Below are 20,167 nucleotides of genomic sequence, written 5' to 3'. Positions count from 1 at the left end.
CCATGAGCGACGTCGAAACCGACACGCGCGACCGGGTGATCCGCCTGGAGACCCAGATGGAGCACATGGAAAAAACCTTGGCGAACATGTCCACCAAGGTTGATTCCATGCACGCCCTCCTTCAGCAGGCGCGTGGCGCGCGCTGGTTTTTGGTCGGGATCGCAATGGTGATCGGCGCGGCCGGCGGCTTCCTCGTGAAGCTCGGCACGATTGTCGGGTGGCCAGTGAGATAGCCGGCCATCACATTTAATTGGCACGCTCAACGTCCGACATAATTGTGTAACCAGAGGGGGCTTTGAGAATTAGCGCGGCGGTGTATAATAATTATGGTCTCCGTCTCATGTCGTAAAACGACTGCGCTACTTCAATATTTTTAATTTCCCTATCTCGTTCAGCCTTTGAAAAATATGACGTATCCTCGAACAAATCCTTCGCTTCAGAAAACTGTCCGATATCAGTAAGGTAGTGTGCCTTTGTCTCCAGAAAAAATCTGTAATTTGATCGGCCTTCAGATATACTGTTCCCGTGAACCATCTTGTCCATGGCTTGAAGGGCTTCGTATGCTTTATTTTTATTTCCAGCCTTCAAAAAAATCTCCGCCTGCAGTCGCCTAACTTCAAATATCGTAGGAGTTTTCGATGCGGCGATCGAAATCAGTGATGCTGCGGCATTGTTGTCGCCTCTCAAATGCTCAAATTCGGCCCGTCGCGTCGTGTAAAATGAACGGCCGTTTTCTTCACCGACTCGCTCGAGCTTTGAAAAAAGGTCGGACATCTCGTTGGACATAGTCTTTGAATTTGACTTCCTTATGAGAATTGTTAGCAACATGTCTATCATATAGACGTTGTTTTGCGAAAATCCGTATGCTTTGCGAGCTAACGTCTCAGCCTGTTCTAGATCTCCTCTATAAAGAGCTATCGCTGCCAGCTCTCGTATTGCTGATATATTTCCCTCATATAAATCATACGCCTCTTGAAATAAATCGTGGGCGGCTGGAATCAGCCCCCTCATGCGAAGCTGAAATCCCTGAAGATATTTTACATTGCTGCGTATCCAGTGATCCTTGGATCGTGCCTGCAGTTTGGCGATCGCGCGAGTGAATACAGGGTCGTTTCCCGTTCGCGCCGCAGCAAGACAAACAGAACGGCAAGCGGAGATCAGTCCATTTGTTGAGAGGCGTGCTTCGCCCTTGAGAGCTTCCAGGCCGAATCGGATACTCTCTAGCCAATCGCGCTGATCGTAGCGGAGTTTCGCTAGCCAGACGTAGTGAGAGGGCAGCAAGAATGCGGCAGCCAATTCGGTTAAAGCCTCTCCGCTTTCCACGCTGGCGAGGACAGCCGAATCGACGAGCGAAACTGGCGCGGTTCCGTCTTCTATCCGAAGGCTCAGCGAGTGAGCCACAACTGAGGTGGCTTGCACTTGCAGGTCGGGCGGCATCTTGATGCGCGCGTCTCGTTCAATCGCTGTCCTTAAGGCGGGAGATAGGCGAAAGCGATCGCCTTCGCTATCTACGACATGTAGAAGCGTCAGCTTCTGCAGGCAGTCCGACAAAACATCCGGAGCAGTTTTCAGAGCCGCCGAAATGGTATCAAAATCTAATACCGGAATGTTCTTCAAAATTGTTAAAACGAAGCAATCGACATCAGAAAGATCAATTTTTTCAATATACTCGGATGTCTGGAGATGTTTCCATTCGATATAATTTGAGGGGTTTGCCAAAAACGCTTTGACGCCAACTTCATGAATATCTTCAACTATTCGATAGATATTGAATGGGTGCCCGTCTGTAAGGGAAATAATTTGGTTTAGTGAATTTTCGTCAATTTCGACGGATTTCCGTTTAAGAAGGGTTGATGTTAATCTAAACGCGTCGCTCCATTCCATAGCCGTGATGGGTAGAAAGGCGACGTCCGGGAATTGTGTACGATAGCGCTTGGGCACCATTCGCGGGGAAATGAATGTGGCTGGTGGATGTGGGCGAGCTTCGAGGTGCTTGATTAGCATCGTCATTTCAGGTGTCAGTGCGCCCGCCTGTGTAAGGACGCCGCCTTCATCAATCAAAAATGCCGCTTCATTGCTCGGTAGTAGAGAATTTAATAGATGAGCGGCAATGGTCATTATTTGATCGGCGCTCGAAATTGAAATGCTCGTCATTCTTGTTCTCAGATCGCTGACTGAAATTGTAGGTCTGAGCTCCCTTAGAATGTTGAAATATAGTTCATATGCGCCATCATATTTAGATATATGGACTTCAGGAAATATGCGTCCCACATGTGTAAAATGATTTTCGTAAAATTTAGCTGCGAGAGACCGCCGGCCAGTTCCAGAATTGCCAGATATATAAAGGCATTTTAGTGGAGGTCGTTGGTAGTCGGAGGCCTGTGCTTCGAGATTCTTAAGTTCGTCGGTCCGTCCAACAAAAGGGTGTGTGAAATGTTCAAGCTTATTGGACGCGGAAACTAGTTGCCCCATTATAAGGCGGGCGGATGCTTCTGGCGTGAGAGATTTGCGAACTATATTGTAGAATTTAATATTATCGCTCGCCAGAGTGAAAGCCTCATCATCGAGGCAAATTGCTATAAAGCGAGAAATGGAGCCGCGCGCGAGAAATTCGGTTCCAAGCAATACCTCGAAGTCAACATAGGAGGATCGTACGGATGAGCGTGACAGAAAAAGGCAAAATAGATCGCACCGCTTCAATGCCGCCTGAATTGCTGCGGAGTTCACAAGCCCCGCATCGAATGTGATCGAATCTAACTCATACGTGCCCGCCCGCATGGTTTCAGCGACAGCCTCCACGAAGCCCTTGTCTAAGGACGAATGAGAAAGAAATGCTCGCAAATCTACCTCCCCCAGGCGTGGCCGCGAGCTGATCCTACGACATTGCCTGGCCCATGGCCTAGTGCCTGGTGCCACGCCAGGAGTTTGGACCCTATCAGCTTGCCCTGACCCCCTATATCTCGTGGCCGGTTCTCCTTTTGTTCTCATAGGATCCATAACAGCAGATCAGCGCCGGAGACGACCATGTCCAGCGAGCCGCAGCCCGCCGAGCGAACCCCTTTTGACGTCAGCGGTGCGGAGATAAACGAGGCCTTGGAGGCCTGCGATGGGGATCCCCGGGCGACGATCCGCGCTCTCCTGGTCGGGCAAGCTTACCTTGAGCAGGATGTTCTGCGTTTAGGCGGATGCACCCTCGGCTCTCTCCGGGGCGCATGTCGAGGCTGAACAGCGTGCGAGCCGCACCGATATCGGCTAAGCGCCATCCTTTTTAATTCCTCGCGCCAGGATCTGCAGCGCACCGGCCGGCAACGGTCGTTGGAGCGCCTTCGCGTCTTCCCACGGTGCGTGCATCCAGGCGTCGATCTCTGTCGGCTCCGTCAGGATGACGGGCATCGCCTTCGGATGGATGCTGGCGACGGGTTCGCTTGGCTCGGTGGTAAGGAAGCCGAACAGGTCTACGGTCTCCACGCCGGTCTTCATCTTGCGGACGCAGGTCCATCCGGCCGTCCAGATCCCGGCGAAGAAGGCGAGGGGCCTTTCCTCCGAGAAGGCGAACCACACGTCCCCCCCGGCGGCCTTGTTGAATTCGCTGAAGCTGGTGAACGGCACGAGGCAACGGTTCTCGGGCGCCAGCCAGCGCTGCCAGTGCCTGCTCGAAGTGTTGCGTATGTTCGTGGTGCCGCTGTCCGGCTCTAGGCGCAGCAGCTCCTTGAAATCGACGGCCTGCCCCTTGGCCTCCAGCTTCGCCGCGCGCTTCTTTGCCGCCTCGATCAGCGCCAGTTGCGAAGACGGCATGCCCCAACGCGCCATGGCTATCTCGCGTGCGCCGTCGGCACCCGTCTTAACGATGGGCGCCTCATAGTCCGGGAAAATCCCCGGCTGCGGAGCCAGATTGCCGACGAGGCTCCGCGTGGCGCGCGTCAGGTCGATGATCGCTTGGACGTTCGAGGTGTGGCTGTAGAGGTTGCACATGGGCCGAAGCTACGGCACAGCGCCGGCCATGCGCCAGCCCCTATATCTCGTGGCTTGTTCTCTTTTCGTTCTCATGGAATCCATAGGCGCAGATCAGTGCCGGAGATGACCATGTCGAGCGAGCCCCAGCCCGCCGAGCGAGCCCCTTTTGACGTCAGCGATGCCGAGATAGACGAGGCCTTAGCGGCCTGCGACGGGGATCCTCGGGCAACCATCCGCGCCCTGCTGGTCGGACAGGCCTATCTCGAGCATGAGATGTCCCGGCTCATGGTGTTGGTGTCGGCCGGCTTCCGGCGCGGTGGGGCGGCGTCCGGATCATGACTCGCCGCACAAAGCGTCATTGGTCAACGACCCAGACGGAGGAGTTCATCCAGACCGTCGCAGCGGCCCGGCGTAGCGTTGTTCAGCTGATGGCCATCGCGCCTATCAGCTCTCCCGAGTATCGGGCGCTGTCCGCGTTCCTCGCAGCGATCCTGGAGGCTGCTATCTTCCTGGATAAGGACTGGACGAAGCCGGAGCAGAGCAGGGCAGGGCGGGAATGAGTCGTGCGGCGACATCGGCGGCCATTCTGAGCCTTGCCGCAATGGCGGCTGCCAATGCCGAGTCTCTTGCCGGCCGGGCCTCTGTGATCGACGGGGACACGATTGAGATCCATGGCGCCCGGATCCGGCTGGAGGGCATTGACGCGCCAGAGAGCCGGCAGACGTGCATGTCCAAGGAGACGGGCCAGGTGGTCCGCTGCGGCCAGAAGGCGGCCTTCTTCCTCGCCGACCTTCTGGCGGAGCACACCGTCACTTGCACGGAGGCTGGAAAGGACCGCTACGGCCGGATGCTCGCCCATTGCGCGGTGGAGGGGCAGGATGTCGGCGCCTCTATGGTTCGCGCCGGCTGGGCGCTCGCCTTCGTTGGGTACAGCCGGGAATACCTCCCTCAGGAGGACGAGGCGCGCACCGCCGGCGCGGGCATGTGGGCTACCGAGTTCGTCGCCCCTTGGGACTGGCGTAAAGGGCATCGGTGACGTTTCGGCATGGTCGAACGTCGTCGCCCCGGGTGATAACCTCCCGCCTCCGGCTTCGTCCGTGGGAGGGAATCATGAAGACGCTCGTAATCGCGCTCGCCCTGCTGTCGCTTTCGGCTGCCGCCGCCTCGGCGGATACCTGCGTCGCAAACGCCGACGCGAAGAAGCTCGCCGGCGCGGCGCGCACGAGCTTCCTCACCAAATGCCAGAAAGACGCGACTGCGGCCTGCACCACTCAGGCGGCCGACAAGAAGCTGCACGGCGCCGCGCAGACCAGCTTCACCACCAAGTGCGTGAAGGATGCCGTGGGGCAGTGAAACCGTCGGCAGGTCAGCTCGCCGGCTGGGCCGTGGGCTCGCCCGGCTTTGCCATTGGCGCGTGCCCCTGCGGCCAGACAATGTTCGGTGCGGCGTCGGCGGGCTTCTTCCCCTTTGGATAGAGGATGATCCGCAGCGGGTTCGGGGTGTGCTCCAGGGTCGCCCCGGACGCCGCATCGGCGGCGAGGCCGATTACCCCGCCCACGATCGCGTTGCCGACAATCCCCGCCGCGGCGCCCTCACCGGCGATTCGCGTCTTCACCTCGACCTCCTCCGGCTCGAAGCCCGCCTTGGTGAAGGTGACGGAGAACTCGTCCTTCCTGTTCACTGTCATGGTGCACGGGGTGGTGCAGGTGAAGCCGGTGGAGGTGCGGACATCCGCTCCGCTCGGCTCAGACTGGATCTGCACCTGGCTCGTGGTGCCCCGTGTAATCGTCGCGCAGGCGGCAAGCGACACCGTGGCGCCCATTGCGAGCGCCAGCCTCATCTTCTTGTTCATGAATAACCCCTGACCTAGCGGAACAATGCCAAGGGCCGGGTTGCGAGTCTATCGCAATTCTACCGCTGGGTCAGGCTGAGCAACTGCGCTTGCGCCGATTCGAGGAACGAAGCGGGATCACGAGGGGCGCGAGGTAGGTATGGGTGCGCTCAAATCGCGCCCCCGCAACCATCTCGACTTGCGATCGGCCCGCCCCTCTGGCGGGCCGTTTGCTTTTGAGCGAAATCGCAAGAGTTTCAGCCACTTCGCACGTCGATCCGAAGCTCGCCTTCTGCCGGCGTCAGGATGATCTCCTTCACCGGCGAGCAAATCAGGTCGGCCGCCGTCATCCGCTTTTCCTCCGAAACCTCCTGAAGCGCCGCATACAGCTCATCCACCTGGGCGTGGTTGTGATGCGCCATGTTTGGATGCAGGAGGGGCGGCGGCTCCTGGGCGTCCTGCAGGAACGCTTTTAGCTCCTTCTGGCGAGCCTCCAGCTCCTTCATGTGCTTCATCATCGGGGTGGGGGCGTCGTCGCTGTCGGACGCGAGGATGAGCTTCATCAACTTGTCGAGCTCCCGGTCAATTCGCTTGATCTCTGCCTCGGCCGCATCGAGGCCGGGTGCCGGCCGCTGGCGCTCGATGGCCATGGCGAGGGCTTCCAGCGCGATCTGTGTGTGCAATGTCTCGCGCATGGACCAGCCGACCAGCTTGCGGGTGTGCATGTCGAGCACGCCGGCAAGGGTGAGCCAGCCTTCGCCTGTGGGGATGTAAGTGAGGTCCGCCAGCCAGACCTGGTTCGGGGCCTGGGTCATGAAGTTGCGGGCGAGCCGGTTGGGAGCGATCGGTTAGGAATGGCGGCTGTGGGCGTCCGCGTGCGCCTTGGCACGGCGGCCAGGCCCCGGATGCCGGCGCGGCGCATGAGCCGCTCGATCCGGGACCGGCCCACGCGCCGACCGTGCCCTCTCAGGACCGCATGGATCCGGGGCGCGCCATAGGTCCCGCCGCTCTGCGCATGGATCAGCCGGATGTCGTCGGTGAGTGCCCGGTTGGTCTGCGCACGCAAGCTCTCCGGCCGGGCGCGCCAGGCATAATAGCCGCTGGCCGACAGCCCGAGGGCCGCGCACATCACCCGAACCGGCCACACAGCGCGATGCTCATCGACGAACCCGAACGTCATCGGGAGGCCGCTCCGAAGATGAGCGCGGCTTTTTTTAAGATGTCGCGCTCCATCCGCAGGCGCTCGTTCTCCCGCCTGAGCCGGGCGTTCTCCGCCGCAAGGTCGGCCGGCGACGGGCCCGCCGCCTGCAGGATCGGGCGCCGCGCCGGCCCCGTCGCCTGTGGTGCCAGATCTCTCACCCACCGCCGCAGAACCGTCTCGTGCAGCCCCAGCTCCTGCGCCACCTGCCCGGCGGAAAGACCGCTGGAGGTTACCCGCTCAACGGCCTCCCGCTTGAACGCCTCTGGAAACACCCGGCGCCGTGTGCCCATCGAACACTCCTCTGAAGCTCGCAAAAGCTAACATGGGTGTCGAAGCCGAGCGCGTTCTGGTCACCGGCGACGCCCTGCACGAGCACGTTGTCGTCCTCCGAAGCGGTGAAGCCGCCGCGGCTGGAGTGTTCCTTGCCGACGATGGCGGCGGTGAAATAGTCGTAAGTGCCGGAATCGACACCTGCTCCGTAGAGCGCCAGCGGACGATCGGGGAAGCTGTCGCGGACTTACTTCCAATTGGTGATCTTGCCTTGGGCCTCGGGCTCCCAGATCTTCTTCAGCTCCGCAACGGTCATCTCGCTGGCCCATGTATTGGACGGGTGGACGATGACAGTGAGAGCGTCGAGCGCCACGGGCAATTCGATATATTCGATGCCGGCTTCCTTGCAGGCCTTCTGCTCGCTCGCGGTGATCGGCCGCGAGGCGTTGGAGATGTCGGTCTCGCCGCGGCAGAACTTCTTGAAGCCGCCGCCCCTGCCGCCGATGCCGACAGTGACCTTGATGTCCTTGTTCTGCTTCTGGAACTCCTCTGCCATGGCCTCGGTCACGGGGAACGCCGTAGACGACCGTCAGCCTTGACCAGAGCCTGGGCCGCCGCGCCGTTGAGCGCCGCGCCGGCGGCAAGTAGCGCGAAGGCGCTCGCGAGAGTGGTGATCTTCATGGATGCGTTTCCTGGACGATGTCGCCAGGGCCTTGGAGCTCGCGCCCAGCATAAGCGGCTCTAGTAATTTATGTAACTAAATGATGACATTTGGTGTATATATAGAATTTCCGTCAATGTTGATTGTAATATTAGGCGTTCTTAAAATTATATATTCCATTCTTGGTGGAATAAGTACAATACAAAGTTCGACAATGGGATGGATTCAGGTACAATATGATACTAGGCGACAGTATATAGAGACGGACTCGCGGGATAATAACATCCTGAATCGGTCGAATATATAAATTCTACGAGTGAAAAATGCACCATGTGCGAAACTGTACCTTGAGGCAGTCCGCCATGCCTTTTAAATTATTTCTGCTAGCATGGACGCATCGACAATTGCGCTGTCGCTGCGGAAGGTGTGCCTCTCAGGTGCGTCACGGAAGTGACATAAGCATAATATAGCGATCTGTCTACGCCAATCGACATAACGACGCTGATAGGGTAAGCCTTGGAGCGGTTGTCGATGGAACAGGGAGGCAGCCGTGAACCGCATTTTTGCCTTGACCACCGCCACTGCGATTGCGGCCATATCCTTTCTCACGCCTGCCGCTCATGCGGGCGAGGTGCGGGGTGCCGGCTCCACCTTCGCCTATCCCATCATTTGGGAGTGGGCAGAATTGTTCCGTGAGCGAACGGGCCACCTTGTCGGCTACCAGTCGGTGGGCTCATCCGCCGGCATCAATCGCATCAAGGATGGCGCCGCCGATTTCGGAGCCTCCGACAAGCCCCTGAAGCCCGACGAATTGGAGAAATACGGCCTCGGCCAGTTCCCTATCGTGTTCGGCGGCGTCGCACCGGTGTTGAATGTGGACGGCGTGGGCCCTGGCCAGATCCGGTTCACCGGAGCCCTTTTGGCCGACATCTATCTGGGCAAGGTCGCCACCTGGTCCGATCCCGCCATCAAGGCCCTAAATCCCGATCTGAAATTGCCCGACGCGAAGATCGTGGTGGTGCATCGTGCCGATGGATCTGGCACCACGTTCAACTGGGTGTCTTATCTCGCCAAAGCGAGCCCCGAGTGGAAGCAGCAGGTGGGTGAAGGCAGCTCCGTGGCTTGGCCCGTAGGGACGGGCGCACGTGGCAACGAGGGCGTGTCGACCGAGGTCAAGCGAGTCAAGAATTCCATTGGTTATGTCGAGTTCACTTACGTCGTGCAGGCGAAGCTCGCCTACGGCCTGGTGCAGAATCGCGCCGGCAAGTTCATAGCGCCGAGCGCAGCATCGTTTCAGGCTGCAGCATTGAGCTTTGATTGGACCGCTGCGAGGGATTTCTTCGTGGTCATCAACGATTCCGCTGCGCCCGACGCTTACCCGATCGCTGCGACGACCTTTGCGCTCATGTACAAGGAACCGAAAGTCCCGGCCAACAGCCAGGTGGCGTTCGAATTCTGGAGGTTTGCTCTCGGGGACGGGGAAAAAGCCGCCTCGGAGCTTGGCTATGTTCCCCTGCCGCCGGCGCTGGTTCAGCAGGTGAAGGATTATTGGGCGAAGACCTTTAAAGGTGGGGTCTGACAGGTCTGGCCCTCGTGCACAGACCCATCTGTTCGGTGAGGTGAGATGGACGCGACACGGTTGAACGCAGACGACGCAACCCGGATTTTCGATGCGCTCTCCCAGGGCACGCGTCTCGAAACCTATCGCCTGCTGTTGCGCTATGTGCCCTATGGCCTACCGGCAGGCGACATCGCGCGCCTGTTGGCCGTGCCGCACAACACCATGTCCGTCCATCTCGGCTTGCTGGAGCGCGCGGGTCTCGTGACGTCGCGGCGCGAGGGGCGATCCATCATCTATGCCGCCAGCCTGACGACAGCCCGTCCGGTGCTGGCCCAAATGATGGCGGAGATGGGCTTCGCTGTCTCTCCCGGACGCGGAGCACGTGCCGCCGCCTTCCCTCAGCTCCGGCCTGCCGCCGCGAACGACCGTGTCTACAATGTGCTGCTCGTCTGCTCGGCGAACTCCGCCCGCTCGCTGATCGCCGAGGCGCTGCTCAACCGGGAGGGCCGCGGCCGCTTCCGCGCGTTCTCGGCGGGCAGCCGGCCGAAGCTGAAGCCGCATCCGATGGCGATCGACCTGCTCGGCTCGCTCGGCTACGACACCGCCCCCCTTGCCTCCAAGAGCTGGAACGGCTTCGCCGAACCGGACGCACCGCAGATGGACTTCGTCATTACCACCTGCGACGCCGCCGCGGGCGAGATCTGCCCCGCTTTCCCCGGGCATCCGCTGCAGGCCCATTGGGGCCTACCCGATCCTCTGGCGGTGAAGGAAAGCGAGGCGGAGCAGAAGGCGGCCTTCCTTGCCACCTACCGCCGGCTTGCCGGGCGCGTCTCCGCCTTCGTCAACCTGCCATTCGAGCAGCTCGATCTGGCGTCGCTGAAAGAGCGCATCGGCGAGATCGGCAAGATGGAAGGCGCGACGGATCTTACACTTGCCGGGCAGGCGGCGTGAGCCGTCGTCATCCTGAAACAGACCGCGCCCACGCTGTCGCCGCCGCCGGCCGCAGATCGTAGCCCTGGGAGATTCCACGCCGTGTCCGTGTTTGAACGCTACCTCACGCTCTGGGTCTTCCTGTGCATCATCGCCGGCGTCGCGCTCGGCGCGCTGGCGCCGTCCGTGTTCCAGGCCATCGGGGGGCTGGAAGTGGCGCGGGTCAATCTGCCGGTCGCGCTCCTCATCTGGCTGATGATCGTGCCCATGCTGGTGAAGATCGACTTCGCCGCGCTCAAGGAGGTCGGTCGGCACTGGCGCGGCATCTCGGTGACGCTGCTTGTCAACTGGGCAGTGAAGCCGTTCTCCATGGCCTTCCTCGGCTGGCTGTTTATCGGCCACCTGTTCCGGCCCTATCTGCCAGCCGACCAGATCGACAGCTATATCGCCGGCCTCATCCTTCTGGCGGCGGCCCCCTGCACGGCCATGGTGTTCGTCTGGTCGAACCTTACCAAGGGCGAGCCGCATTTCACCCTGTCCCAGGTGGCGCTGAACGATGCCATCATGATCGTCGCCTTCGCGCCGGTGGTGGGACTGCTGCTCGGGCTCTCCTCCATCACCGTGCCGTGGGACACGCTCTTGCTGTCGGTGGTGCTCTACATCGTCGTGCCGGTGATCGCGGCGCAGCTTCTGCGCGGACGCATTCTGGTGCGCGGGGGGCAGGGGGGGCTCGATCGCCTCCTCGGCGTGCTCCAGCCCCTTTCCCTTGTGGCGCTGCTTGCCACCCTGGTGTTGCTGTTCGCCTTCCAGGGCGAGCAGATCCTCGCCCAGCCGCTGGTGATCGCTCTTCTGGCGGTGCCGATCCTGATCCAGGTCTATTTCAACTCGGGCCTCGCCTATCTGCTGAACCGCATCAGCGGTGAAGCCCATTGCGTGGCCGGCCCTTCGGCCCTCATCGGCGCCTCCAATTTCTTCGAGCTGGCGGTGGCCGCCGCCATCAGCCTTTTCGGCTTCAAGTCCGGGGCTGCGCTCGCCACCGTGGTGGGCGTGCTCATCGAGGTTCCGGTGATGCTGTCCGTCGTGTGGATCGTGAACCGTTCCAAGGATTGGTACGAGGCCGGCGGCGTGAAGGTGACGGACGTCGCCGATCATACCAAGGCCTGAGGCCGCCGCGGCAACGCCGCACCATCTCAAGATCACAGGGAATGACGCTGCCATGAGAGTTGGGATCAACGGCCTCGGCCGCATCGGACGATTGTCGCTGCGCGCGGCCCTGGGGGCGGCGCACCGCCCGGACAACGACCCGCGTGGCAACAACCGGCTCGACATTGTCCACCTCAACGAGATCAAGGGCGGCGCCGAGGCGTGCGCCCACCTGCTGGAATTCGACAGCGTGCAGGGCCGCTGGCGCGCGCCCATCTCCCACGATGAGGGCAGCGTGCGCATCGGCGAGAAGGCCATGTCCTTCTCGTCCCATGCCAAGCCGGAAGACATCCCCTGGGGCGACCTCGGGGTGGATGTGGTGCTGGAATCCACCGGCAAGTTCCTCACGCCGCAGGTGCTCGAAGGCCACCTGAAGCGGGGCGCCAAGCGCGTCATCGTCGCCGCGCCGGTGAAGGACCCGTCCGTGCTCAACGTGGTGGTGGGGGTTAACGAGCAGCTCTATGACCGCGAGAGGCACCCCATCGTCACTGCCGCCTCCTGCACCACCAACTGCCTCGCACCGGTGGTGAAGGTGGTGCACGAGGCCATCGGCATCCGCCACGGCCAGATCACCACCATCCACGATCCCACCAACACCAACGTGGTGGTGGATGCGCCCCACAAGGACCTGCGCCGGGCCCGCTCGGCCATGCTCTCGCTACAGCCCACCACCACCGGCAGCGCCACCGCCATCGCCCTCATCTATCCCGAGCTGAAGGGCAAGCTGAACGGCCATGCGGTGCGCGCCCCCGTGCTCAACGCCTCGCTCACTGACTGCGTGTTCGAGCTGAACCGCGAGACCACGGCGGACGAGGTGAACGCGTTGTTCGCCAAGGCCGCCGCGGGTGCGCTCAACGGTATCCTCGGCTTCGAGCCGCGCCCTTTGGTGTCGGCGGACTATGCTCGCGACACGAGGTCCGCCATCGTGGACGGACCCTCCACCCTCGTCACCGACGGCACCCTGCTCAAGGTCTATGCCTGGTACGACAACGAGATGGGCTATGCCTGCCGCATGGTGGACCTCGCCTGCCATCTCGAACGGGCGGGCCTGTGATGGCGGCGTCCTCCTCCGCGGGCCTGCGCAACTACGCCATCGTCACGGCGGCCTATTGGGGCTTCACGCTGACCGACGGCGCCTTGCGCATGCTGGTGCTGTTCACCTTCTTCAAGCTCGGCTACTCGCCCTTCACCCTCGCCTTCCTGTTCCTGCTCTATGAGGCGGCGGGCATCGGGGCGAACTTCATCGGCGGCTGGCTCGCCGCGCGCTTCGGTATCACCCGGATGCTCACGGTGGGGCTCACCACCCAGATCGCCGGCTTCCTGCTGCTCTCGGCCATGTCCCCCTCGTGGGAGACCGCTTTTCTGGTGGCCTGGGTGGTGGCGGCACAGGGCGTGTGCGGGGTGGCCAAGGACCTCACCAAGACCGCCTCCAAATCCGCCATCAAGGTCACGGAAGCGGAAGCGAAGGGCAGTGCCGAGGGGCGCCTGTTCCGCTGGGTGGCGTGGTTCACCGGCTCGAAAAATGCCATGAAGGGCTTCGGCTTCTTTCTCGGCGGTGTATTGCTGGAGGCGTTCGGCTTCCGCCTCTCGCTGTGGCTCATGGCGGGTGTGCTGGCGATCGTGCTGCTCGGCGTCCTGCTGTCCCTGCCACCCATGATGGGCAAGGCCAAGGCGAGCAGCTCGGCGAAGGAATTGTTCGGCAAGAGCCGGGGGGTGAACCTGCTCGCTGCCGCGCGCGTCGCCCTGTTCGGCGCGCGGGACGTGTGGTTCGTGGTGGGTGTGCCGGTGTTTCTCTATGGCACCGGCTGGACCTTCCCCATGGTTGGTGGCTTCCTGGCGCTGTGGACCATCGGCTACGGCATCGTTCAGGCGGCAGCCCCGGCGGTGGTGAGCCGCAGCCCGGACGGATTGTCGAAGGAGGTTCCGGCGGCGCGCTGGTGGGCGCTGGGCCTCGCCCTCGTTCCCGTGGCCATCGCCGTGCTTCTCGCCGCGACGCCCATACGGCCGGACCTGATCGTGGTCATAGGGCTCGCCATTTTCGGCGTCGCCTTCGCGGTGAATTCCTCGCTGCACTCCTATCTGATCCTCGCCTATGCAGGATCGGAGAAGGCGGCGGAGGACGTCGGCTTCTATTATGCCGCGAATGCCGCGGGGCGCTTCGCCGGAACCCTCCTCAGCGGCCTGCTCTACCAGGTGGGGGGCATCACGACCTGCCTCGCCGGCTCCGCCGTCATGCTCGGCATCTGCTGGCTCACCACCCTGCTGCTGCCGACCCACGCCAGCGCCCTGGAGAAGGCCAGGCCCGGCAGTGCCCTGCCGAGCAGTTGAGCCGGCCGCATCGTAGTCGGTGCGTCACACAACAGTCGTACTCAAGATGCGATCCAATCGGAGATGAAGCCATGTCGCTCCTGCGCTCCCTGACCTGTGCCGCCATGCTCGCGGCGACCATGCTGGCGCCGTCCTTTGCCCAGGCCGAATTCAAGCTCGACCCGCGCTTCACCGACACCAATGGCGACATGGTGGCCGATACCCCGTCGGACCCGGCGAAGCAGCTCGACCCCGACACCCTCATCTTCGCCTATACCCCGGTGGAGGATCCCGCAGTCTATGCGAAGGTGTGGGCCGAATTCCTCGACCATCTCGCCAAGGTGACGGGCAAGAAGGTGCAGTTCTTCCCCGTGCAATCCAATGCGGCGCAGCTCGAAGCCATGCGCGCCGGCCGCCTGCATGTGGCCGGCTTCAACACCGGCTCCAATCCCATCGCGGTGGCCTGCGCCGGCTTCGTGCCCTTCACCATGATGGCGTCCAAGGACGGCGCCTATGGCTACGAGATGGAGATCATCACCTATCCCGGTTCCGGCATCACCAAGGTCGAGGACATCAAGGGCAAGAAGATGGCCTTCACCTCGGAGACCTCGAACTCCGGCTACAAGGCGCCCTCCGCGCTCCTGAAGTCGCAGTTCGGCATGGAGGCCGGCAAGGACTTCGAGCCGGCCTTCTCCGGCAAGCACGACAATTCCATCATCGGCGTCGCCAACAAGGACTATCCCGCAGCGGCCGTCGCCAATTCGGTGATGAAGCGCATGATCGCCCGAGGTGTCATCAAGCCCGAGCAGGTGGTGACCATCTACAAGTCGCAGACCTTCCCCACCACCGGCTATGGCTATGTCTACAATCTGAAGCCGGAGCTGGCGGCGAAGGTGAAGGAGGCGTTCTTCAGCTTCAACTGGGAGGGCACCGGCCTGCAGAAGGAGTTCAAGTCCGCCGAGCCGCCGCAGGAGAAGTTCATCCCCATCACCTTCAAGGACACCTGGGCGGTGGTGCGGCAGATCGACGACGCCATGGGCGTCAGCTACACCTGCAAATAGGCTCCGGCGTAGGCCCGGCATGAGTGAGACTGCGGGATGCTGACCATCGCCGGCCTGTCGAAGCGTTATGCCAAGGGGGACAAGGCCCTCGACGATGTCTCGCTCGGCATCCCGGCCGGCCAGGTGGTGGGACTGATCGGTCCTTCCGGCGCCGGCAAGTCCACCCTCATCCGCTGCGTGAACCGGCTGGTGGAGCCCACGTCCGGCTCCATCCGCCTCGGCGACACCGAGATCACCCGTCTCGGTGGGGCCGGCCTGCGGCGAGCGCGGCGGCGCATGGGCATGATCTTCCAGGAATATGCCCTGGTGGAACGCCTCACCGTCATGGAGAACGTGCTCTCCGGGCGGCTCGGCTATGTGGGCTTCTGGCGCGCCTTCCTGCGTCGCTTTCCCCAGGCCGACATCGACCGCGCCTTCGCCGTGCTGGAGCGCGTCGGCCTCCTCGATCATGTGGACAAGCGCGCCGACGAGCTTTCGGGCGGCCAGCGCCAGCGGGTGGGCATCGCCCGCGCCCTCGTGCAGGAGCCCGACATCCTGCTGGTGGACGAGCCCACCGCCAGCCTCGATCCCAAGACGTCTCGCCAGATCATGCGCCTCATCGTCGAAGTGTGCGCCGAGCGGCAGCTGGCGGCCATCGTCAACATCCACGACGTGGCGCTGGCGCAGATGTTCGTCCAGCGCATCATCGGCCTCAAGGCCGGGCGCATCGTGTTCGATGGGCCCCCGGAGGCCCTCGACACGGCCGCCCTCACCGCCATCTATGGCGAGGAGGACTGGTCGCGCACCATCCGCGAGGTGGAGGCCGACGCGGCCGAGGAAGCCGCCGCGGCCGACGCGGTTCGCGGCCTGAGAGCGCAGACGACGCCCGCCGCCGCCGCGAGGGCGCTGTGACAACGGCCCATGTCCCGGCGCGCCGCTGGCGCCCGCCGCCGCTCATCGCCAATCCGTATCTGCGCTATGCGCTCATCATCGGCGCGGCGCTCTATCTGGCGCTGGCCCTCGGCAGCGTCGAGGTCAATTGGGCGCGCCTCTCGGACGGGTGGGCACGCGGCCTACGTTTCGTCTCCGGCTTCCTGGAGCCGAATTTCTCCCGGCGCTGGGACGACATCGTCCAGGGCATGATCGAGAGCCTGACCATGACGGTGACATCCACCGTGGTTGGCATCGCCATTTCGGTTCCCATCGGCATCGGCGCCGCGCGCAATGTGGTGCCGCGGGCGGTCTACTACGTCTGCCGGTCCATCATCGCCGTGTCGCGGTCCCTGCAGGAGATCATCGTCGCCATCCTGCTGGTGTCCATGGTGGGTTTCGGCCCGTTCGCGGGCTTCCTCACCTTGTCCTTCGCCACCATCGGCTTCCTCTCCAAGCTGCTGGCGGAGGACATCGAGGACATCGACCCCGCCCCGGTGGAGGCGATCCGCGCCACGGGCGCGCCCTGGCCCGCGCTGATCGCCTTCGGCGTCCTGCCCCAGGTGGCCCCGCGCCTGCTCGGGCTGTCGCTCTACCGGCTCGACATCAATTTCCGCGAATCCGCCGTGGTGGGCATCGTCGGCGCCGGCGGCATCGGCGCCACGCTGAACACCGCCATCGACCGCTACGAATTCGACAGCGCCGCCGCCATCCTCATCCTCATCATCGCCATCGTGATGGCGAGCGAATATGTCTCCGGCCTCGTGCGCGGGCCGGTGAAATAATGCCGGTCATAGCCCTCCCCGAAGGCCGCCGGTCCTGGCAACGGCGCACTTCGCGCGGCCAGATCGCCGTGTGGTTCGGCTGGCTTCTCGCCGTGGCCTTCACCGTGTTCTGCTGGCGGGTGATGACGGAAGGCACCATCTGGGCCTTCGTCTGGGATGCCCCCACCCAGGCCGCCGACATCGGCGCGCGCATGGTCCCGCCGCGCTGGTCCTATTTCCCGGCACTGCTCAAGCCGCTTTGGGACACGCTCAACATTGCCACCCTCGGCACGCTCATCGCCATCGTGCTGTCGGTGCCGGTGGCCTTCCTCGCGGCACGCAACACCACGCCTAGCGCCGCCTTCGTGCGGCCGCTGGCGCTGTTCGTCATCGTCGCCTCGCGCTCCATTAATTCCATCATCTGGGCGCTGCTGCTGGTGGCGATCCTGGGTCCGGGCGTGCTGGCCGGCATCATCGCCATCGCGCTCAGGTCCATCGGCTTCATCGGCAAGCTGCTCTACGAGGCCATCGAGGAAATCGACGAGAGCCAGGTGGAGGCGATCCGCGCTACCGGCGCCTCGGGCGCCCAGACCCTCGCCTACGGGATCGTGCCGCAGATCATGCCCGCCTTCGCCGGCATCAGCGTGTTTCGCTGGGACATCAACATCCGCGAATCCACGGTGCTCGGCCTGGTTGGCGCGGGCGGGATAGGACTCAACCTGGAAAGCTCGCTCAATACGCTGGCGTGGCCGCAGGTGACGCTGATCCTCATGGTGATCCTCGCCACCGTGGTGGTGAGCGAATGGGTGTCCGCCAAGGTCCGCCACGCCATCATCTGATCTTCGGAGCCTGAACGATGACTGAGCATTCCCTTGTCACCATCTGGCACAATCCGGCCTGCGGCACATCGCGCAACACGCTCGCCCTGATCCGCAACGCCGGTATCGAGCCGACGATCGTCGAATATCTCAAGACCCCGCCCGCGCGGGAAGAGGTCGCCGCCGCCATCGCCGCGGCGGGCCTCACGGTGCGCGCCGCGACCCGCCAGAAGGGCACACCCTATGCCGAACTCGGCCTCGACGATCCCGCCCTCACCGACGACACTCTGCTCGATGCCATGATGGCCCACCCCATCCTCATTAACCGGCCGTTCGTCTTCACCCCGCTCGGGGCGCGGCTGTGCCGGCCGTCGGAAAGGGTCCTGGACATCCTGCCCGCGCCGCAGAAAGGGCCGTTTACGAAGGAGGATGGAGAGGTGGTGATCGATGCCGAGGGACGGCGCGTTTGCTGACGCGGGGAGCGCTTTCAAGTATGCCTTGATGATTGACACATTGATGATCGATGTATAGCCTTCCTGCATGTCTCGAACCTCTCCATCGGCCACCCCATCCGTTCCGCCGTCGCCCGCCCCGGTGCCGAAGCCCGGGCCCGATTTCCTGAGCCGTGCCTACTGGAACGGCACCATCAAGATGAGCCTGTCGAAATTCTTCATTCTGTGCGTGCTGCATCAGCGGCCCATGCACGGATACGACGTGGCACGGGCAGTCGAGGCAACGACGAACGGCTGCTGTTCCCCTGCAGAGGGCACCATCTATCCGGTGCTGCGGGAGTTCGAGGAGGGCGGATATGTCACCGCTGCAAGCGAGGTGGTCTCGGGCGCGAGCGCAAGGTCTACACCCTCACGGACAAGGGCCGCGCCGCCTTCAAGGTGGCGGTGGAGGCCTGGATGGACGTAACGCGCTGTCTGGTCGACGCGGAGAAGATGATTGCCGACGCGCCGGCCGAACACGCGGGCAACGCAAGATGCTGTCGGTGAGCCGCTTTTATTTGCTTTTATACATCGATCATCAATGGATCGATCATCGGAGTCTCCCGGCGTGACCCTATCTCTTCCCGTCGCCATCATCGGAGCCGGCCCCGTGGGGCTTGCCGCCGCGGCGCATCTCATTGCCCGCGGCCTCACGCCCCTCGTCTTCGAGCGGGGCGCCGGCGTCGGCACGTCGCTCAATGCCTGGGGCCACGTACGGGTGTTCTCGCCCTGGGCCTACAATATCTCGACGCGGCCGCCCGCACACTGTTGGAGGAAGCCGAGTGGAGCGCGCCTAACCCCAAGGCCCTGCCGCTCGGCGGGGAGATCGTGCGGCGCTATCTTGAGCCGTTGGCGGCTCATCCCGCCCTTGCGCCGCACCTGCGGTTCGGGGCACAGGTGAGCGCCATCGCCCGCCACGGCCTCGACAAGATGTCATCCGAGGGGCGCGCGGACACCCCGTTCGAGATCCGTTGGCGCGACCCGGACGGCGCTGAGCACCGTTCGCTCGCCTGGGCCGTCATCGACGCCTCCGGCACGTGGACCCAGCCCAACCCCATGGGCGCGGACGGCCCGCCGGTGCCCAGCGAAGAAGAGGCCGCTGCGGATATCGCCTATGGCATTCCCGACGTGTCCGGCACTGAGCGCGAGGCTTATTCCGGCCGGCGCGTGCTGGTGGTAGGCTCCGGCCATTCGGCCATCAACGTCGTGCTCGATCTTCTCCGCCTGCAGGAGGCGGCGCCAGCCACCGGCGTCACGTGAGCGCTTCGGCGCAACCGTATGGAGAAGCTGCTGGGCGGCGGCCTCAACGACGCGCTGCCCGCCCGCGGTGCCCTCGGCCTTGCGGCGACCCAGGCCATCGCCGCCGGCCGGCTCGATGTCCTTGCGCCATTCGCGGCGGAGCGGATTGTTCGCGGCGCGACGGGGCTGGACGTGTGCGGCCGTCTCGGCACGGAGCCCTGGACCGGGACCGTGGACCGGATCGTGGTGGCCACCGGCTTTCGCCCCGACCTTGCTCTGCTGCGCGAGGTGCGCATCGCCCTCGACCCCGCCGTCTAGGCGCCGCCGGCCCTCGCCCCGCTGATCGACCCGAACCTGCATTCATGCGGCACCGTCCCGCCCCATGGCGCGGTGGAGCTGGCCCACCCCGAGCCGGGCTTCTACATCGTCGGCTCCAAGTCCTACGGCCGCGCCCCCACCTTCCTGATGGCCACGGGCTATGAGCAGGTCCGCTCCATCGCTGCGGAGATCGCCGGCGATCACGACGCGGCGCGGAGCGTCCATCTGGTGCTGCCGGAGACCGGCGTCTGCAGCGTCACGCCGGTGACGCGAGGGGCATCCGGCTGCTGCGGTGGGCCTGCGCCTCAGGACGCCGATGCCTGCTGCGTGGATGATGCCCAGGCCAAAGTGGAAGGCGAGGACGGCTGCCGCCGCGAAACCGCGCCGGTGCAGGCGGAGGCGCCCCCCCTTCTGCGGTACGGCCGCGTGACCGGTGGCCTGGGCGGCGAGCTCGCGCAACCGGTGCCGGCGCGTCCGCTCTCGGGGCGCAGCCTGTTCATCACTGGCGTCGCCATCGGCCAGATCTGCTCCTGGGGCTCGCTCTACTACAGCTTTCCCCTCGTGGCGGAGGCCATGGAGCGCGACCTCGGCTGGTCGAAGCCGGATCTGTTCGGCGCCGCGACGCTCGGCCTTGCCCTCGGGGGCATTG

General features: G+C 63.3%; 19 protein-coding genes and 2 pseudogenes. 16 read left to right on the top strand and 5 right to left on the bottom strand.

Going from position 1 to position 20,167, the window contains the following annotated elements; translation table 11 throughout:
* Window positions 1-2: 2 nt before the first annotated feature.
* Window positions 3-233, top strand: a complete 231-nt coding sequence (locus J2126_RS00540) for a hypothetical protein (RefSeq protein ID WP_209483143.1) — start codon at window positions 3-5, stop codon at window positions 231-233.
* Window positions 234-324: 91 nt separating this feature from the next.
* On the opposite strand, the gene J2126_RS00535 is transcribed toward J2126_RS00540, so the two are convergent.
* Together J2126_RS00535 and J2126_RS00530 are read right to left on the bottom strand one after the other, a co-directional pair.
* A complete protein-coding gene (locus J2126_RS00535) occupies window positions 325-2,988 on the bottom strand; it encodes a tetratricopeptide repeat protein (protein WP_281066354.1) in 2,664 nt (887 codons plus the stop codon).
* Between the two features lie 264 nt (window positions 2,989-3,252).
* A complete protein-coding gene (locus tag J2126_RS00530; RefSeq protein WP_209483139.1) occupies window positions 3,253-3,972 on the bottom strand; it encodes an SOS response-associated peptidase in 720 nt (239 codons plus the stop codon).
* Between the two features lie 111 nt (window positions 3,973-4,083).
* Between J2126_RS00530 and J2126_RS00525 the strand changes: the two genes are divergently transcribed.
* The 3 genes from J2126_RS00525 to J2126_RS00515 all read left to right on the top strand — a co-directional run bounded on the left by J2126_RS00525 (window position 4,084) and on the right by J2126_RS00515 (window position 5,307).
* Window positions 4,084-4,293, top strand: coding sequence for a hypothetical protein (locus tag J2126_RS00525; RefSeq protein ID WP_209483137.1), 210 nt, complete (start codon window positions 4,084-4,086; stop codon window positions 4,291-4,293).
* Window positions 4,294-4,510: 217 nt separating this feature from the next.
* Complete coding sequence (locus tag J2126_RS25140; RefSeq protein WP_209483135.1) at window positions 4,511-4,990, top strand: thermonuclease family protein; 480 nt, start codon at window positions 4,511-4,513, stop codon at window positions 4,988-4,990.
* Window positions 4,991-5,064: 74 nt separating this feature from the next.
* Complete coding sequence (locus J2126_RS00515; protein WP_209483133.1) at window positions 5,065-5,307, top strand: hypothetical protein; 243 nt, start codon at window positions 5,065-5,067, stop codon at window positions 5,305-5,307.
* A gap of 13 nt (window positions 5,308-5,320) precedes the next feature.
* Here the strand turns inward: J2126_RS00515 and J2126_RS00510 are convergent, their stop codons facing one another.
* The 3 genes and pseudogenes from J2126_RS00510 to J2126_RS25135 all read right to left on the bottom strand — a co-directional run bounded on the left by J2126_RS00510 (window position 5,321) and on the right by J2126_RS25135 (window position 7,824).
* Complete coding sequence (locus tag J2126_RS00510) at window positions 5,321-5,806, bottom strand: PEGA domain-containing protein (protein ID WP_245327166.1); 486 nt, start codon at window positions 5,804-5,806, stop codon at window positions 5,321-5,323.
* Between the two features lie 593 nt (window positions 5,807-6,399).
* Window positions 6,400-7,276: pseudogene (locus J2126_RS00505) on the bottom strand (IS3 family transposase); the annotation flags it as partial.
* Window positions 7,277-7,503: 227 nt separating this feature from the next.
* Complete coding sequence (locus J2126_RS25135) at window positions 7,504-7,824, bottom strand: substrate-binding domain-containing protein (protein WP_348634203.1); 321 nt, start codon at window positions 7,822-7,824, stop codon at window positions 7,504-7,506.
* A gap of 643 nt (window positions 7,825-8,467) precedes the next feature.
* Here J2126_RS25135 and pstS point away from each other — a divergent pair.
* The 12 genes and pseudogenes from pstS to J2126_RS00440 all read left to right on the top strand — a co-directional run.
* Window positions 8,468-9,496, top strand: a complete 1,029-nt coding sequence (pstS, locus tag J2126_RS00495; RefSeq protein WP_209483131.1) for a phosphate ABC transporter substrate-binding protein PstS — start codon at window positions 8,468-8,470, stop codon at window positions 9,494-9,496.
* Window positions 9,497-9,556: 60 nt separating this feature from the next.
* The gene (locus J2126_RS00490; protein WP_245327165.1) at window positions 9,557-10,429 is read left to right on the top strand and encodes a helix-turn-helix domain-containing protein; all 873 of its coding nucleotides are present in this window, start codon (window positions 9,557-9,559) and stop codon (window positions 10,427-10,429) included.
* A gap of 81 nt (window positions 10,430-10,510) precedes the next feature.
* A complete protein-coding gene (arsB, locus tag J2126_RS00485; protein WP_209483127.1) occupies window positions 10,511-11,572 on the top strand; it encodes an ACR3 family arsenite efflux transporter in 1,062 nt (353 codons plus the stop codon).
* 52 nt (window positions 11,573-11,624) lie between these two features.
* The gene (locus tag J2126_RS00480) at window positions 11,625-12,665 is read left to right on the top strand and encodes an ArsJ-associated glyceraldehyde-3-phosphate dehydrogenase (protein WP_209483125.1); all 1,041 of its coding nucleotides are present in this window, start codon (window positions 11,625-11,627) and stop codon (window positions 12,663-12,665) included.
* Window positions 12,665-13,939: an organoarsenical effux MFS transporter ArsJ gene (gene arsJ, locus J2126_RS00475; RefSeq protein ID WP_209483122.1), complete on the top strand. Its 1,275-nt coding sequence runs from the start codon at window positions 12,665-12,667 to the stop codon at window positions 13,937-13,939. Before J2126_RS00480 ends, arsJ begins: the two co-directional genes overlap by 1 nt.
* 104 nt (window positions 13,940-14,043) lie before the next feature.
* Window positions 14,044-14,979, top strand: a complete 936-nt coding sequence (phnD, locus tag J2126_RS00470; RefSeq protein WP_209489729.1) for a phosphate/phosphite/phosphonate ABC transporter substrate-binding protein — start codon at window positions 14,044-14,046, stop codon at window positions 14,977-14,979.
* A 36-nt stretch (window positions 14,980-15,015) separates the two neighbouring features.
* Window positions 15,016-15,870 (top strand): phosphonate ABC transporter ATP-binding protein, encoded by an 855-nt coding sequence (phnC, locus tag J2126_RS00465; RefSeq protein WP_209483120.1) that lies wholly within the window; start codon window positions 15,016-15,018, stop codon window positions 15,868-15,870.
* Window positions 15,867-16,673, top strand: a complete 807-nt coding sequence (gene phnE / locus J2126_RS00460; RefSeq protein ID WP_209483118.1) for a phosphonate ABC transporter, permease protein PhnE — start codon at window positions 15,867-15,869, stop codon at window positions 16,671-16,673. The genes phnC and phnE (J2126_RS00460) overlap by 4 nt, the downstream gene beginning before the upstream one ends.
* Window positions 16,673-17,491 carry a phosphonate ABC transporter, permease protein PhnE gene (gene phnE / locus J2126_RS00455; protein ID WP_012115937.1) on the top strand — a complete coding sequence of 273 codons (819 nt, stop codon included), beginning with the start codon at window positions 16,673-16,675 and terminating at the stop codon, window positions 17,489-17,491. Before phnE (J2126_RS00460) ends, phnE (J2126_RS00455) begins: the two co-directional genes overlap by 1 nt.
* 17 nt (window positions 17,492-17,508) lie before the next feature.
* Window positions 17,509-17,943 carry an arsenate reductase (glutaredoxin) gene (arsC, locus tag J2126_RS00450; RefSeq protein ID WP_012115938.1) on the top strand — a complete coding sequence of 145 codons (435 nt, stop codon included), beginning with the start codon at window positions 17,509-17,511 and terminating at the stop codon, window positions 17,941-17,943.
* A 67-nt stretch (window positions 17,944-18,010) separates the two neighbouring features.
* On the top strand, window positions 18,011-18,388 hold the full coding sequence (locus tag J2126_RS25695) for a PadR family transcriptional regulator (protein WP_348634202.1): 378 nt from the start codon (window positions 18,011-18,013) through the stop codon (window positions 18,386-18,388).
* Window positions 18,389-18,502: 114 nt separating this feature from the next.
* Window positions 18,503-19,887 (top strand): annotated as a pseudogene (locus tag J2126_RS00440) (FAD-dependent oxidoreductase); the annotation flags it as partial.
* Window positions 19,888-20,167: the final 280 nt, after the last annotated feature.

It is taken from the genome of Xanthobacter flavus (genome assembly GCF_017875275.1).
In the GTDB taxonomy this organism is placed as follows: Bacteria; Pseudomonadota; Alphaproteobacteria; order Rhizobiales; family Xanthobacteraceae; genus Xanthobacter; species Xanthobacter flavus_A.
Note: the sequence above shows the minus strand (reverse complement) of the source record. Positions and strands in the feature narration are given on the sequence as shown.

Excerpts from the sequence above, each read along its gene's own strand:
- phnD (WP_209489729.1), top strand. The coding sequence starts at position 14,044 with ATGCTCGCGGCGACCATGCTGGCGCCGTCCTTTGCCCAGGCCGAATTC.
- phnC (WP_209483120.1), top strand. The coding sequence starts at position 15,016 with ATGCTGACCATCGCCGGCCTGTCGAAGCGTTATGCCAAGGGGGACAAG.
- J2126_RS00525 (WP_209483137.1), top strand. The coding sequence starts at position 4,084 with ATGTCGAGCGAGCCCCAGCCCGCCGAGCGAGCCCCTTTTGACGTCAGC.
- J2126_RS00530 (WP_209483139.1), bottom strand. The coding sequence starts at position 3,972 with ATGTGCAACCTCTACAGCCACACCTCGAACGTCCAAGCGATCATCGAC.
- J2126_RS25140 (WP_209483135.1), top strand. The coding sequence starts at position 4,511 with ATGAGTCGTGCGGCGACATCGGCGGCCATTCTGAGCCTTGCCGCAATG.
- J2126_RS00540 (WP_209483143.1), top strand. The coding sequence starts at position 3 with ATGAGCGACGTCGAAACCGACACGCGCGACCGGGTGATCCGCCTGGAG.
- arsJ (WP_209483122.1), top strand. The coding sequence starts at position 12,665 with ATGGCGGCGTCCTCCTCCGCGGGCCTGCGCAACTACGCCATCGTCACG.
- J2126_RS00510 (WP_245327166.1), bottom strand. The coding sequence starts at position 5,806 with ATGAACAAGAAGATGAGGCTGGCGCTCGCAATGGGCGCCACGGTGTCG.
- J2126_RS25695 (WP_348634202.1), top strand. The coding sequence starts at position 18,011 with ATGTCTCGAACCTCTCCATCGGCCACCCCATCCGTTCCGCCGTCGCCC.
- arsC (WP_012115938.1), top strand. The coding sequence starts at position 17,509 with ATGACTGAGCATTCCCTTGTCACCATCTGGCACAATCCGGCCTGCGGC.
- J2126_RS00535 (WP_281066354.1), bottom strand. The coding sequence starts at position 2,988 with ATGAGAACAAAAGGAGAACCGGCCACGAGATATAGGGGGTCAGGGCAA.
- J2126_RS00515 (WP_209483133.1), top strand. The coding sequence starts at position 5,065 with ATGAAGACGCTCGTAATCGCGCTCGCCCTGCTGTCGCTTTCGGCTGCC.
- phnE (WP_012115937.1), top strand. The coding sequence starts at position 16,673 with ATGCCGGTCATAGCCCTCCCCGAAGGCCGCCGGTCCTGGCAACGGCGC.
- J2126_RS00480 (WP_209483125.1), top strand. The coding sequence starts at position 11,625 with ATGAGAGTTGGGATCAACGGCCTCGGCCGCATCGGACGATTGTCGCTG.